The organism is Thermogymnomonas acidicola (assembly GCF_014646795.1).
Lineage (GTDB): Archaea > Thermoplasmatota > Thermoplasmata > Thermoplasmatales > Thermoplasmataceae > Thermogymnomonas > Thermogymnomonas acidicola.
This window is the reverse complement of the sequence record NZ_BMNY01000002.1, coordinates 208,868-223,285: the sequence shown is the minus strand read 5'-3', so window position 1 is coordinate 223,285 and position 14,418 is coordinate 208,868. Positions and strand designations below refer to the sequence as shown.

The 14,418-nt window shown below is 54.8% G+C and carries 10 protein-coding genes; 2 read left to right on the top strand and 8 right to left on the bottom strand.

Going from position 1 to position 14,418, the window contains the following annotated elements; all coding sequences use genetic code 11:
• Positions 1 to 357: 357 nt before the first annotated feature.
• Entirely contained in the window at positions 358 to 1,371 is a 1,014-nt protein-coding gene (locus tag IEW66_RS06975) for a TrmB family transcriptional regulator (RefSeq protein ID WP_188681513.1), read from the bottom strand.
• Positions 1,372 to 1,448: 77 nt separating this feature from the next.
• Here IEW66_RS06975 and IEW66_RS06970 point away from each other — a divergent pair, with 77 nt between their 5' ends.
• On the top strand, positions 1,449 to 3,281 hold the full coding sequence (locus IEW66_RS06970; protein WP_188681512.1) for a glycoside hydrolase family 13 protein: 1,833 nt from the start codon (positions 1,449 to 1,451) through the stop codon (positions 3,279 to 3,281).
• Here IEW66_RS06970 and IEW66_RS06965 read toward each other — a convergent pair.
• From IEW66_RS06965 to IEW66_RS06945, 5 genes are all read right to left on the bottom strand, one after another.
• A complete protein-coding gene (locus IEW66_RS06965) occupies positions 3,267 to 5,600 on the bottom strand; it encodes a glycoside hydrolase family 31 protein (RefSeq protein WP_188681511.1) in 2,334 nt (777 codons plus the stop codon). The genes IEW66_RS06970 and IEW66_RS06965 overlap by 15 nt on opposite strands.
• A gap of 31 nt (positions 5,601 to 5,631) precedes the next feature.
• Positions 5,632 to 6,762 carry an ABC transporter ATP-binding protein gene (locus IEW66_RS06960; RefSeq protein ID WP_188681510.1) on the bottom strand — a complete coding sequence of 377 codons (1,131 nt, stop codon included), beginning with the start codon at positions 6,760 to 6,762 and terminating at the stop codon, positions 5,632 to 5,634.
• 9 nt (positions 6,763 to 6,771) lie between these two features.
• On the bottom strand, positions 6,772 to 7,683 hold the full coding sequence (locus IEW66_RS06955) for a sugar ABC transporter permease (RefSeq protein ID WP_229657550.1): 912 nt from the start codon (positions 7,681 to 7,683) through the stop codon (positions 6,772 to 6,774).
• Positions 7,684 to 7,693: 10 nt separating this feature from the next.
• The gene (locus IEW66_RS06950; RefSeq protein ID WP_229657549.1) at positions 7,694 to 8,506 is read right to left on the bottom strand and encodes a carbohydrate ABC transporter permease; all 813 of its coding nucleotides are present in this window, start codon (positions 8,504 to 8,506) and stop codon (positions 7,694 to 7,696) included.
• A 101-nt stretch (positions 8,507 to 8,607) separates the two neighbouring features.
• Positions 8,608 to 10,056, bottom strand: a complete 1,449-nt coding sequence (locus IEW66_RS06945; RefSeq protein ID WP_188681509.1) for an extracellular solute-binding protein — start codon at positions 10,054 to 10,056, stop codon at positions 8,608 to 8,610.
• A gap of 889 nt (positions 10,057 to 10,945) precedes the next feature.
• Here IEW66_RS06945 and glpK point away from each other — a divergent pair.
• On the top strand, positions 10,946 to 12,451 hold the full coding sequence (gene glpK, locus IEW66_RS06940) for a glycerol kinase GlpK (RefSeq protein ID WP_188681508.1): 1,506 nt from the start codon (positions 10,946 to 10,948) through the stop codon (positions 12,449 to 12,451).
• 151 nt (positions 12,452 to 12,602) lie between these two features.
• Here the strand turns inward: glpK and IEW66_RS06935 are convergent, their stop codons facing one another.
• Positions 12,603 to 13,412: an FkbM family methyltransferase gene (locus IEW66_RS06935; RefSeq protein WP_188681507.1), complete on the bottom strand. Its 810-nt coding sequence runs from the start codon at positions 13,410 to 13,412 to the stop codon at positions 12,603 to 12,605.
• A 71-nt stretch (positions 13,413 to 13,483) separates the two neighbouring features.
• The coding region (locus tag IEW66_RS06930; RefSeq protein WP_188681506.1) for a hypothetical protein at positions 13,484 to 14,418 on the bottom strand (935 nt) is incomplete at its 5' end.

The following is a 14,418-nucleotide window of genomic DNA, read 5'->3' as shown; positions in this document are numbered from 1 at the left end:
AATCTCATTTTTCATATAGGCATCCCTCAGCATGGGGCATTTTCTTTCATAGATTATAGAAATTTTTATCCTGCACAGGCACGATATGGTGGTGCCTGGGCGGCCTTTTGCTTTCAAGCACCAGGGGGACCGCACTGGCTGATGCATCCACGCTGGACTGTCCGGGTTCCGGGTCCACCCATGTTTGTATCCGTCTCTGGAGAGACTTTAACCATGTCCATCACGCCTCCCGGGGCGAGTTAAGCACCTTCTGGCCCAGGCAGGGATTGCGGTGGGATCTGCTGGCGCATGCCCAAGCCCCTGAGGGTGTTGCCTGTTATGAGGTTAAGGATGTATAAGTTCAGTATCTCCGCACTCTCATGAATAGGGCCTGAGTTTCACCTGCAGGAGCCTTGCGTCCTCAACCCTGGCCGTCCTCCCACCCACGGAGATCTCCTTGCCCCTGTACGTGACGTAGAAGGTGTGCTTGAGCCCAAGCACCCTCTCGATCCTTGTTACCTGCCCGGTGAAGCTCTTCCTGCCGCCTTCTCTGAGTATGCATGTGATGTCCGCGCTTAACTTCAGGCCCCTTGCCAGCAGGGACTGGATGGCTTCAGTTGCCAGCCATGCGGTGCTGAAGCGCAGCTCCCTATCAGATGGGAAGTCCGAAACGTATGAGGAGGGGTACCAGATGGTATAGTAGTAGAAGTAGGATATCACGTGTATTATCTCGCTCTCCTCGGAGTATATGCTGTACATCGAATCCCCATCTGTTCCCAGGTTCAGCATTACATTCTCCCTGTCCGTGATCAAGACCTCTGCTGCCCTGAACTCCCTCTTCTTCATCACAAACGATCTCCCGAGGGCGTTCATCATCTTGGCCTCGTCCACATCGTAGCTCACTATGGCAACCGTGACGCCCCTCTCACAGGCCTCCGTGAGCTCCCTTTTCAGTTCAAGGAGCTTGGTCAGGGGCGCCGAAACGATAACCTCGCTGGAGGCCCCCTCTATGAGGGATCGCATCCTGTCCATTGTCCTTTGTGTGCCTGTGGCCAGCCAGAGCCTGGCCTCTGATGGGTCCTTCTGGGACTTGGAGTTCCTGATGTATTCGTTCAGTATCGAAAGGCCGGACTGGAGCTTCTTGATGTGCCTGTTCAGTGATACCGATGGCTCAACAGCCCTGTAGACTTTCCTGTGGCCTGCAGATACATCCACCAGCCCACGCTCTGAGAGCTTCTTGAGGACGTCATATACCCTTGGCTGCGGTATGCCAGAGCTTTTGAGGACCTCTCCCGCGGTCTGCGGCCCGTTTAGGACAAGGGCCCTGTACACCCTTATCTCGTAGGGAGAGAGCCCGAAGTCCTGCAGGACCTGGAACACGTCTTCTTCCACTTCGACCAGCACTATTATTTAAGCAATGGTTATAAATTCAACCATCAGCTTTATGACATTATCTGGCCTGACCACCTGTGCTGGACATCATTTATTCAAGGAAGTTCCTCCAGGAGGTCAGGATATCGGTCCCGGCAAGGAAAGATGATGTTGATCTTTGGCTGTCCGGGTCATTCAACTGCTTCGGTGATGGCAGCCTTCGTTTCACGAGGACAGGGAGCAGGTGGGAGATATCCGCACCCATCCCGCCAGGCAGGTACCTTTACGAGATCAGGCTCAACCAGTACAGGAGGATCGATGAGAACCGGAAGAGTCTTGCGAGGAGGAAGCCACTTGATGTCATCCCCCCGTTCCCGGTGCACGGCGATGCCGGTCTGAGGCTTGCTTACTCCTCAGGCGGTTACACCATCCTGGGCATCTTCAACCCAGGTAAGAGCGGTGTTGAAATCCTCCTCGATGGCCCAAGGCTGGTTTCGCATGAAAGGTTCGATGTGAACGGCATACCCACTGATGTGTTCACCGTCAGGGGCAGCGGTGCATATAACTTCAAGATCGATGGAAAGGAGGGACTGCTTGATGAGGCCCTTAAGGTACCTGTGGGCGGTGATCCGGAGGGGCAGGGAATTGTGTACCACATATTCCCGGACAGGTTCATGAAAACCCCTGGTTCGGCGGCAGCCACAGGCCTTGCACCCTGGGGCTCCAGGCCCAGCAGGGAATCCTTCTATGGCGGCACGCTGAAGGGCATAAGGGAAAGGCTGCCCTACATCTCGAGCCTGGGTGCTGATTACATATACCTGAATCCTGTATACAGGAGCAGGTCAAACCACCGCTACGACGTTGACGACTACACGAGAGTGGATGACCTCCTCGGCACCGGGGACGACATGAGGGAACTCACAAGGGAGGCACACGGCCTGGGGATAAGAGTGATCCTAGACGTTGTGTTCAACCACACGTCGGTCCGTCACCCGAGGTTCCTTGAGTTCATGGAGCGTGGAAACGACTGGTATGTAAGGGTGCCCAGGGCAAGGAGGAAGAGCGGCACATACTTTCCTGGGTACGAGACGTTTGAGGGACACGCCGGGATGCCCAAGCTGAACCACAGGTCGCAGGCAGTCATTGATATGATAAGGCAAACCATCAGGTACTATGTGGAGGAGTGGGGCATAGATGCTGTGAGGGTGGATGTGGGGCATTCGCTTCCCCCAGAAGCCTGCAGGGCACTGAGGTATGATGGCCCTTCAGCAGACGGCTTCTTCACGGTGGGGGAGGCCTGGTGCCTTTCTCCAATCTTAGGAAGGCTGCACTTCGATTCCCTCACAAATTACCACGTCCGCCGGCTCATCCTAGATTACGTCAGGGGCAGGATAGGGGCTGCGGACCTTGTCAGAGGAGTTACCTCGGAATGCATTCTATACGGCCAGAACGAGGACCGGATGATGAACATCCTGGACTCGCACGACACCGTGAGGCTCATGACAACCCTGAGGGGTGACAGGGACAGATTCATGCTGGCGTACACGCTCCTCTTCATCTTGAACGGTCTGGCGACCATATACTACGGGGACGAGACCGGCCTCAGGGGAGGGAGGGACCCGGACTGCAGGAGAACGATGCCCTGGGATGAAATGGACCAGGAACTTGTTCGGTTCTTCAGGGAGCTTGGCTCACTGAGGGGACACTACAGGGCGGCACGCACAGGCATCCTAGAATGCGAGGAAAGGCATGGCGTCGACACCATATTGAAGAAGTCAGGGGACTCTGCACTGAGGCTCTACGTCTTCAGATCGCCAGGGGCAGGTGTGCGGATCCAAGGAGAGCCGGTCCTGTGGAACGGGGCCATTCAAGATGTTGGAGGACTATGGAAAGGGGTAGCCAGCGGATTTGTACTTTCAGCTGAGGGTTAGGCCTCCCTGCCTGCCCGTGACCTCAAACTCCCTGGTGACTGGCCTCCCCTCACTCGATGTCATGTGCAGTACGCATACGAACTCGTTATCCGTATCCAGCTGGCCCTCCTTGAATACTGAGTATTCCACACTGTTGCCATCCACCCTGAACCTGAAAGTCCAGAAGGCATACCTGGGGTCTACCGCGTCATCGTCCATGTAAAGGCTGCCCTCTGCCACCGACTCGGTGTACACATGCAGGCGGAGCCTCTCCCCATCCCTTACTGGAATGATGGAACCCTCCCTCACGTAGACAGGAATGTCCTGAATGGATATCCTCTCTTCAACTATGCCGCTCACCCTTTCGCCGTTCCAGAAGCTGTACCAGTGGCCTTTTCCAGGTAGCTTGGTGTACCTGTACCTCTGCCCTGGCTGCAGCACCGGCACAACGAGGATGCTGTCACCCAGCATGAAGGCAACATCGTCCAGGACCTCTTCTCCAGGGAATTCCATAGATACGGGCCTCACGATGGGCAGACCAGTGTCCCTGGTAATGTAGAAGAGCGTCATGATGTGGTCAATCAGTGAGTACCTGACCCTAAGGTACTTCCTCAGTATTTCAAGGTGCCTGGGGAAGTGCCAGGGCTCCCTCGGCCTGGATCCCTTGCTGGAGTGCACCCTGAAGAGGGGGAGGAAGGTTGCCATCTGGAACCACCTCACGAAGAGTTCATCTGAGGGCGAGCCACTGAAGCCACCGACATCCACTCCAGCGAACGGAATCCCGGAGAGCCCCAGGTTCAGTATGGTCGGTATCGTTATCCTGAGTGCATCCCAGGTGCTCTCGGTGTCGCCTGTCCAGACCGCCGAGTATTTCTGTATGCCTGCCCAGCCAGACCTTGAGAGTATGAAAGGCCTCTCCCCCCTCCTCTTTACCATATACTCATAGGCTGCCCTGGCCATGTGCATCGCATAGATGTTGTGGACATCCCTGTGCAGCCTGCCGTGGTGGTCTGCGAACCACGGGAGTGAGTTATCGCCCCTCACTGGAAAAACAGCTGGCTCGTTCATGTCGTGCCATATCCCCGATATTCCGTTTTCCTCGAAGAACTCATAGTTGCTGCCCCACCAATCCCTGACCTTTTCCTCAGTGAAGTCAGGGAAGGCAACGTTGCCAGGCCAGACCGGAGAGTTCACGTAAGTTCCGTCAGGCCACTTGACATAAGCATCCCTCCTCAGTCCTTCCCTGTAGACACTGTAGTTATCGTCCACCTTGACGCCCGGGTCTATTATCGCGACCGTCCTTATGCCCATCGATGCGAGATCCCTGTTCATTCCTGCTAAATCAACGAACCTGTTTCTGTCAACCGTGAACACCCTGTAACCGTCCATGTAGTCTATGTCCAGGTGTATTGCCGAGATGGGCAGGCCATTGTCCTTAAAACCTCTGGCCACGGACATTACCTCGTCCCCGTTCATGTAGCTGTACCTGGACTGGTGGAAGCCCAGGGCCCACCGTGGTGGTAGCGATTGTGGGCCGGATATATCCCTGAGACACCTTAGGACTTCCTTCAAGCTGCCGGGGAAGATGAACATGTCGTGGCCGCAGCCACTGAACCGGGCCCTTATCATGCCTTGGTGGTTGAAGTCCATGTCGATCTCGCCCTGGCTGGGGTTGTTGTGGAAGACGAGGTAGGTCACCTCACCCTCCACGATGTAGACGGGTATGGAGATGTAGAGGGGGTCCTCAAAGGAGCCGTAACTTCCGTTGGCGTCGTGGTTCCACATCTTCAGCAGGGAACCGCGGAGGTCGTAGTTCATGGCCCTCTCACCGGTTCCGTGTATCCTGGCACTCTCCTCAATTGATGATGCCTGCCTGAATCCATCTCCAACGAACTCCGGCGGGTCATCCCTCCTGAACTCCCTCTCACCAAGGAGGTAGTGGATCGTGCCATCATCCTCCACCTTCAGCTTGAACGAGCCGTTGGAGAGGACGACCGGCCCACTGCCCTCCTGCACCAGCTTTGCTGGCTTTAGCAACCTATCTGAAATGCCAGTGTCTATCTTACTCTCCACCCAGGTTAGTCGCATGCCACGCTCGAAGGCACGGACCCTGAGGGAAATCCCTGACGAAAAGGATATTCTGGCTTCATTGTCGTGAAGGAGTGAAACTCCGGTGACGTGGCCTGGAGAGACCACAGGCAGGTCCCTGGCCACCTTTCTTTCAAAATCCTCGACTGTGAGTGTGTACTTCAGGGCCTCTATGGCTATGGGCTCTGAGAGGAACGAGGAGATCTCGCTGAGCCTCCTCAGGTTGTTGAGCTGCAGGCTGTTGATTTCCATAGATACTACTATCAATAGTATATATTAAAATTTACTGTGGCACGGATTTACCGGCTTTTATTCTGCTCGAGTTCCTGAGGTCGAAATCGGTGAGCAGGTCACCGTCCTCAGAGAATACAAGTGATCTTGAGAGGTTGGGCATCAGGTGCACCATCTCCCCCTCGCTCCTCTTCTCGGAACTCTGGGCTACCCTGACAATGGCCTCACCCGTCTCCGAGGCCTCGTAGTGCTCTATGCTGCTCCTCCCGAGGTCCTGAACAACTATGACCTTCGCGGCAATCCCCTCCTCGGAGACCTGGAGATCCTCCGGCCTCACGCCGAATTTTAGCTTTGCCCCATTGATCGATTCTGTGTGGAGTCCCACCATCTCAGGTGCGAAGGAGAACCCTGCCACTGTCACTACCTGTTTCCCGTTCTTCTCCTCAAGCCTCGCATCGAGCATATTTATGCTTGGATCGCCAAGGAACGATGCCACGAATACATTCTTAGGCCTCTCGTAGATCTCCATCGGCCTGCCCAGCTGTTCCAGGCGCCCGTTATTCAGGACAGCGACCCTATCACCGAGTGTGACAGCCTCCACCTGGTCGTGCGTCACGTACACTGTGGTCGTGCCGTACCTCCTCTGCAGCCTCTTCAGCTCGCTCCTCATTGTGGTCCTGAGCTTGGCGTCCAGGTTAGAGAGGGGTTCGTCCATGAGGAACACCTGGGGCTCCCTCACTATCGCCCTGCCGAGGGCCACCCTCTGCCTCTGCCCCCCTGATATCTGGCCCGGCTTCATGTCAAGGAGTTCGGATATGCCCAGGATCTTTGCTATCTCTTCAACCCTGCTCTCTATCTCCCCCTTTGGCATCCTCCTTTTCTTGAGTGGAAAGGCTATGTTGTCCCTCACGGTCATGAAGGGATAGAGGGCGTAGTTCTGGAACACCATGGCCATGTCCCTGTCTTTTGGAGGGTAGTCTGTTATCTCGTAGTCGTTCAGGTAGATGTGCCCGGAATCAACGGTCTCCAGGCCCGCAATGGCCCTGAGTGTTGTGGTCTTTCCGCAACCGCTTGGTCCCAGCAGGACAAAGAATTCCCCGTCCTCAATGTCCAGCGAGATACCGAATACCCCTTTTCCCCTTCCATAGTCCTTAACTATGTTGTCGAGTCTCAATCTGGCCAAGGTACCACCTCATTTGTACTGGGCTATGCTGAAGCCCGATATGAAATACCTCTGGAAAACGAAGAACAGCACGAATATCGGTATGCCCATGAGCACAGAGAATGCAGCGTATATGCCGTAGTTTATGTGTATCGTGCCCTGCGATACATAGTAGAGGGCAATGGCCATGGTGTAGAATTTCGCCCTGGTTATGAAGGTGCTCGCGAGCGCGTAGTCAGTGTAAGGCCCCATGAAGGCCACCACCGCAGCGAAGCTGATCACGGGCCTTGACATTGGCACAAGCACCCGGAACAGGGCTGCGGTCCTTGTGTAACCATCGACCTGCGCTGCCTCCTCGAAGTCCTTCGGGATGGCATCAACTGCGTTCTTTATCAGGTAACTTGAGAATATGACTGCACCGGCTGAATAAGGTATGATGAGGCTGTAATAGCCAACGAGCCTCAGCTCCGCGAACATGAAGTAGAAGGGGATGACCATGATCGTGAACGGGAAGAGAGATAGTATGAGCAGCATGTAGAGGAGCGCCTTCTTCAGCGGGACGTTCATCCTCGAGAAGGCTATCCCGGAGGTTATCGAAAGGGCAACACCTATGGCGGTTGCAGCAAGGTCGAGTACCAGGGTGTTCTTGAGCCACAAGAAGAAAGGTTCCTTGAAGAGCAGCTGGTAGTAGTTCGATAGTGTGGGGTGAACCGGTACAAGGTCTGATATGGATGACTGAACCAGTGCTCCTATCCTGTTGAGAGAAGTTTCAACCGCATAGTATATGGGGAAGGCAGCATATACCGCCACCGCTGTCAGTATTATGTAGGAGGCGATCTTCTTTATGGCCCTGAGCCTCCTGTAATAGACGTTCTTCCTCCTGTATTCGTACTCCCTTCTGCTCCTATTCTTGAGGATACTTTCACTCACATCCTTTTCCAACCATATCACCTCAGTAGAGTATTGACATCATCCTGGTGTACTTGTTCGCCAGTACAACGAAGACCAGCAGTATGATTATAGAGATAATCGCGTACGCTGCGCCGAGGGCGTAGTTGGTGTAGCTGAAGGCCTCAAGGTACGAGTAGGTAATGAATATCTGCGTTGCGTAGCCCGGGCCACCTCCGGTAAGCAGGAATGGTATGTAGAAGTTGTTCCACGTGAATATGAAGCCGAATATGGTTATGAAGGCTATCTGCCTCTTTAGCAGTGGTATTGTTACGAGCCTCAGCTTTCCGAGTGCACCGTATCCGTCCATGCTGGCGGCCTCGTACAGTTCGTGTGGCACACTCTGCAGGGCCGCCGTGTATACGAAAGTGTAGTATGCAAAGGAGAGCCAGAGGTTAACAAGGATCATTGACAGCATGGCGAACCTATGTGAAGTAAGCCAGTAAGGTGCCGGGATGTGCAGGGCCCTCAGCACATCGTTTATTATCCCTCCGTTCGCAGCCAGCATGTTAGACCAGATCAGGATCGTTATGAAAGCGGGGAATGCCCACGGTATCAGGTACACGACCCTGAAGGCCGACATCCCCTTGAGGCCTGGCTGCACCATTATGTTGGCCAGTATGAACCCCACAGGGACCATCACCGCTATGCTTCCCGCGCTCCATATCACCGTATTTTTAAGTATCAGGAGGAACTGCGGGCTGGTCAGAACGAACTTGTAGTTCTCAAGGCCGATGAAATGGTAGTTGAAGAAGTGGATGACGCTGAAGTCCGTCATCGAGAGGTATATTGAATATGCAATGGGATAGAAATTCAAAAAAATCAATACTACCAGTACAGGTAGTACATATATTATTGGTTTCAGTTCAAGTTTTCTCCTCCTCTCCATGTAGTCCAATCAGACCACCCGGCGAGCCATCACATCTTCCAGGAGTCTGATGTTAGTGTGGACTGCTTCACGTTCTGCACGGACGAGATCTCCTGGATCGTTGTGCTCAGGTGCACCGAGGGCATGAGCATGGCAACGGACGAGGAGGCCTGCTGTATGTCGGTGAGCACCGCCTTCTCAAAGGCGTTCATGACACTGGACACGTTGTTGGTGCCGTTGTCATAGAGGTTGCCGACGTATGTTGCGAAGTTGGGCCAGTAGTAGTTCATATTGACGAAGTTGGGCTGTATCTGGGTGTGCTGCTCCTGGCTTATCCAGCCTGGTGCCAGTGGGTCTATGCTTGTTATCGAGCTGTTGGTGTAGATCTCGTTGGCAACGGACTTCAGCGATGGGAAGTCGCCGGCCTTCACGAAGAGGTTCCACTGGTTGGTTGCGTTCACGGCCATTTCGATGAACTTCAGGGATGCCCATATCTGTGCACTGGATGCTCCGCTGGCCTGGGGTGAGGATATGAAGTAGCCGATTGAGCCCCATATCGGCTCTGGCCAGTCACCGGTCTGGTTGTTGTACGGTATCGCTGTCACTCCGAGGTCATTGCCCAGCGCAGCCATGTACATGCTCTGGTCCCACGGACCATCGATCATGAAGGCGCTCTCGTTGTCCATGAACATGTCCTCCTGTTCTGTCATAGTCGTCAGTCCCGGCGGGCTTATGTGGTACTTGTATGTCAGGTTATAAAGGAACCCTATTGCTGCTATATCCTGGCTGGAGTTAAGCACCGGCATTTCCTGGCTGTTGAATATTGATCCGCCGAAGGCTGGGAAGAACGCGGCACTCCTGTATCCGGAGTCGCTGCCAAGGCCGTACACCAGACCCCAGACGTGGTAGGTTGCGTTGATCTGCTCAGCCTCCTGCACTAGCTGGTACAGAGTGGTTGGTGGCGTCTTGACGAACTTCTTGTTGTAGTAGAGGCCAACGCCATTGGTGTTTATCGGCAGTCCGTAAACTGCTCCGTTCAGTGTCCAGTCAGCCAGGGTTCCCGCCGTGAAATTCTGGAAGTAGCTGGCCGGTAGGTACTTAGAGAGGTTAAGCACCAGGCCACCTGCGAAGAGAACGCCTGCATTATCGCTGGTATCCCTGTATATATCAGGTGCCTTGCCCGCATGTGCAGCGCTGACGAACGTAGTTGATGCCACACCAACTGCAGGGTCATCCTCAACTGTCACGTTAGGATAGGCTTTTTCGAACGCGGCCACCGTCTGGTTGAAGACTTCCTGCTCGCCTCCCGGAGAACCCGAGCCCCAGATGGTTATGACAACCTTATTGGTGGGCGAGCTCGGATGCCTCGTCAGCTCGATCGCTGCAACAGCTGCCACAACCACAATGATGACGACCACGACTGCTATGATCACGTTCCTGTTGCTCCTTGCTGGAGGGCCGGTAGTCGGGCCCCTTGGGCCACCCTTACTACTGTCCATAGTAGTCAAACAAAAATGATCTATAAATATATTTCTTTGGATACACGACTGGCAATCTAACCCGGTCTATCTGGCGGTACATCCATATCAGGCGATACATATATACAGCTTCTCACAGGCAGGTTGCTCCGCTTATTTCAGGTGAGGTGAATCATACCAGGCACACTAAACTCACTGGCATGCAAGAGTGTTAGGCAGTGAGTACCTCCACCATTTAACACTAAGTTACGGTCTATCTTCAGCGAATATGAAAACGTTTCCACAGGCGGACTATCTATACCACGTCGTTAAGCGGCTTTCGTTATCTCGAGCCCAACAGTTTGAATCCGGTGGCTTTATGGTCTTCGACCTTGATGGGTTGAAGTGCTTGCAGGATGAACATTTCATCACTGTGGCCTTGCTTTCCTTCCCATGTGGCATTACCGTCAGTGCAGGTGTTCGATTCAGTTTAAATGAGAGCAAATGGATACTAAACGGGTTCAGGGCGAGGATCTTCTACAGTAATTGACTCTGCCTGTCAGGTCGATACCGCCTGCCTGGCATGGCCTGTACCGTCTCCAGTGGGCCAGGGAAACCTGCGAGGCCGGCGAATGTAAGGCAGACAAGGGTTTCCGTTTGCGGTTGAAGGCATTGGGAACAGTTCTGAAGCATTCATCTGACAGATGTCGCCATTTCAACGTCTCGGAGAAGTTGCCCAGCCCTGCAAGTGCAAGCTAGGATGGGCACCATCCCAAAGGAACCGGCTCCGTGACATTGCACCCTGCCGTTTGGCGCTGTTAGCCAATGCCTGACCTGTCATGGCAGCAAGGTGGACTGGGGACAGAGAACCTTAAAAATTAGACACGGTGGAGCCGAGGCACTTAAAAGCAGGGGCCCATTACTTCTGACGATGTGTGGTTCTGAGGATGGTTATGTTCTGACACTGGACGCCGGGACAACAAGTGTGAGGGCAATAGTGTGGGACCATGAGGGGAACCCACGCGGTTCAGGCCAGTACGGTGTCACCCAGTTTTACCCTTATCCCGGGTGGATGGAGCAGGACCCCGAAGAGATATGGCACCTTCAGTGGAGGGCCGCGGAAGACGCCATCTCATCGGCCGGCATTGAGAAGGGGAGACTTGTGGGGATAGGCATAACGAACCAGAGGGAGACTTCGGTTCTCTGGGATGCCAGGACCGGAAGACCTGTGTACAGTGCGATTGTGTGGCAGGACAGGAGGACTTCATCATACACCGACATGCTCAAGGAAAACCCCGGGGAACTGAGGGAAAGGACGGGCCTGATACCCGACCCCTACTTCAGTGCCCCGAAGGTCAGGTGGGTGCTGGACAATGTGCCAAGGGCAAGGGATCTCGCTTTGCTGGGGGATCTCAGGTTCGGCACAATCGATTCTTGGCTACTTTGGAAACTTACAGGCGGAAGGGTGCACTGCACCGACCATACCAACGCATCCAGGACAATGCTCTTCAATGTGAACAGGCTCCAATGGGATCATGACCTCCTGGAGGTGTTCGGAATCCCCGGGAGCATCCTCCCAGAGGTCAGACCATCCTCATTCACCTACGGCTATACCGACGAATCCGTTACGGGCGTGAGCATACCGGTGACTGGCATGATCGGTGACCAGCAGGCTTCACTCTTTGGCCACACCGCACTCTCGCCTGGACAGGTCAAGAACACATACGGCACAGGCTCCTTCGTCCTGGTGAACACAGGGAACCGGCCTGTGGTTTCCAGGGAGCTGGTTACAACTGTGGCCTACAGCCTTGAAGATCACCGGGCTATATACGCCCTGGAAGGCAGCATTTTCGTCTCCGGAGCCATCGTGGAGTGGTTGATAGATGGCCTTGGCCTGTTCAAGGGGGTGGGCGAGCTCGTGTCACAGGCGGAAGTTGTGGCTGATAACGGCGGCGTCTACACAGTGCCCGCAATGGCCGGGTTGGGTGCACCGTACTGGGACCCCCATGCCAGGGGTCTGATCATCGGTCTAACACGGGGCACCACGAGGGCACACATTGCCAGGAGCGCACTGGAATCAATTGCCTACCAGACTGAGGACGTGCTGAGGGCCCTGTCCTCAAGCATTCGATCGCGACCTTCCGAACTGAGGGTGGACGGTGGCGCATCGGGAAACGATTTCCTGATGCAGCTCCAGGCCGATATCTCCAGTGTGGAGGTTGTGAGGCCCGGAATCCTCGAAACTACGTCCCGTGGGGCAGCATTCATCGCGGGCATTGCGGCCGGCATATGGCACCTGGATGAACTGCCTAGACTTTACCGTGTTGAGAGGAGGTTTCAGCCCCGTATGGACAGGTCTAAGAGGGAAGATCTCTACAGGGGATGGAAGGAGGCAGTCAGGAGGTCAATGGGCTGGTCTGGTTATGGCAGGCCGTGATCTGGCAGTGATGTCCAGCCCGCCATCACCTGGGCACGGGTTAGTTTGACCTTGAAAGATACCATCGGGATATTTGACGGACCTCACAGGGGCTGGTAGAGCCACAGTATGCCAGGGGACGGGCCTTTGATCAGCTCAACGGGACAGCTGTTCAGCTTCCCGGCAAGAAGTACAGGTTCATGACCTCCCCCATCACCCTGTTCATGACCTTCCTACCCTTTATGGGCTTCCTGTAACCCATGCCCGTGAGGAACTCCGTTACGCTCTTCCTCAGTGAGAGGCTGTGCGTCTCCACTATGAGCCTAGGCATGTTCGCCTCGATCGTTGAACATGCGCCGCGCAGGACGTGCATCTCATAGCCCTCAACATCCACCTTCATGATGTCGGGCCTCAACCTTTGGCTGTCTAGGGTCACCATCTTTACCCTCTCCTCCAGCGGGCCACCGAACGCGCTCGCCATCAGGCCATCGTGCCCTATTGTAATGTACCCTTCTCCATCACCCACCGCAGCGTTCACGGCCTCAACGTTCGCCGCGCTGTTCAGTTCAAGGTTCTTCCTCAGTACCCTGAAGTTCCCTGACAGCGGCTCGAAAGCTATTACCCTGCTGCAGCCATAGTACCTGGAACACAGGAGCGAGTAATCGCCGAACTGTGCGCCAACGTCCACTACGGTGTCACCCTTGCCTGGAATGAACTCGCCTATGCTATCGTATATGTTGTCAAGGAATATTTCCGTGAGGCTCCATGGCGGAGTGTCGTCAGAGAACCTTATCCCGTAATTCTTCTCCACATAGGCGGAGAGGCCGGAAAGGAACCTGGCATACCTGGACTTCCTGTAGTCCCTGTCCATGGCTTCCCTTATGATGTCTTTGATGCCTGCACTGACAATGCCGGTCCTCCTGTAGTACTGGAACGACCTGGCCTTGAACCTCAGCGCATTGGATATGCCGTAACCGTCCACGTGACACCATCCGGCTGTTCGGATAAAAGGGTTTACTGCACATCCCCGTATCGATTGCTGTGTATGTGGCACTACCTGTGCCTGTGCCTCCCTATCAGCGGGTGCATCAGGAGCCCGCACTTTCTGCATGGCACCATGAAGAGCCTGTCGAAGGCAAGTATGGAGGCGAGGACGATCGCTGGAATGATAGCGTAAAGGGGATCCAGTGACCTCCCCTGCACCCGGACAGTCAGGACAAGCGGAGACCCTGCAACGGTGATGTTTTCCCACACTTCCCTGGTCGCGTGGCCGTCCGACAGAACGATCTCAAGGTTATAGGAGCCGTTCGCAAGGTATAAGGTGCCGTTGGAGACCGGGACCGGGCTGCCGCTGGCGTAAACCCCAATAAGGTGCCACCTTGCCGGCACAGTGGTTATCCAAACAGGGTACTCGTATGGGATAAGCGGGATATCAATGGTGGTGTTTGAGGAGAGGGTGAGAGAGATAGAGTATGTATGGTACCCGGGCGCTGAAACGCTCACGTTGATCTGGCCCTGCGGCTCTTCCAGTTCTGCCTCGCTGCTGTATTCCCTCACGCTCTCACCGTTTACTGTTAGGAGCCATGCGTAACCACCCTGTACGTCAACCTTCAGTGTCAGTGTGTAGAGGATCCTGGAGAAGTTGACCGAAGCCAGCACCTCAGGCGCATTGATATCAACATTGAGATCCTCCGGGGACGCCCTGAAGCCGCCTGGTGCCGTCACCTGCACACTGTAGTTTCCGTAGGGGAGGTTGAGTCTAACCATATCGCTGGTTGTCGTGCATGTCATGTTTCCCACAGAGACAGACCACGCATCTCCGCCCGGAAGGCCATACTCCACCAGGGTCAATCTGCCCCTCTCACATGTGGGGCCGAGGGTTATCGAGGTGACCTGTGCGTTGAACGTGATGCCGGGTGGCATGCTGAATATGCTCTCGCCACCACCGGTCCTCACGGAGTAAGTGACGTTAACGCTCCCACTTCCGT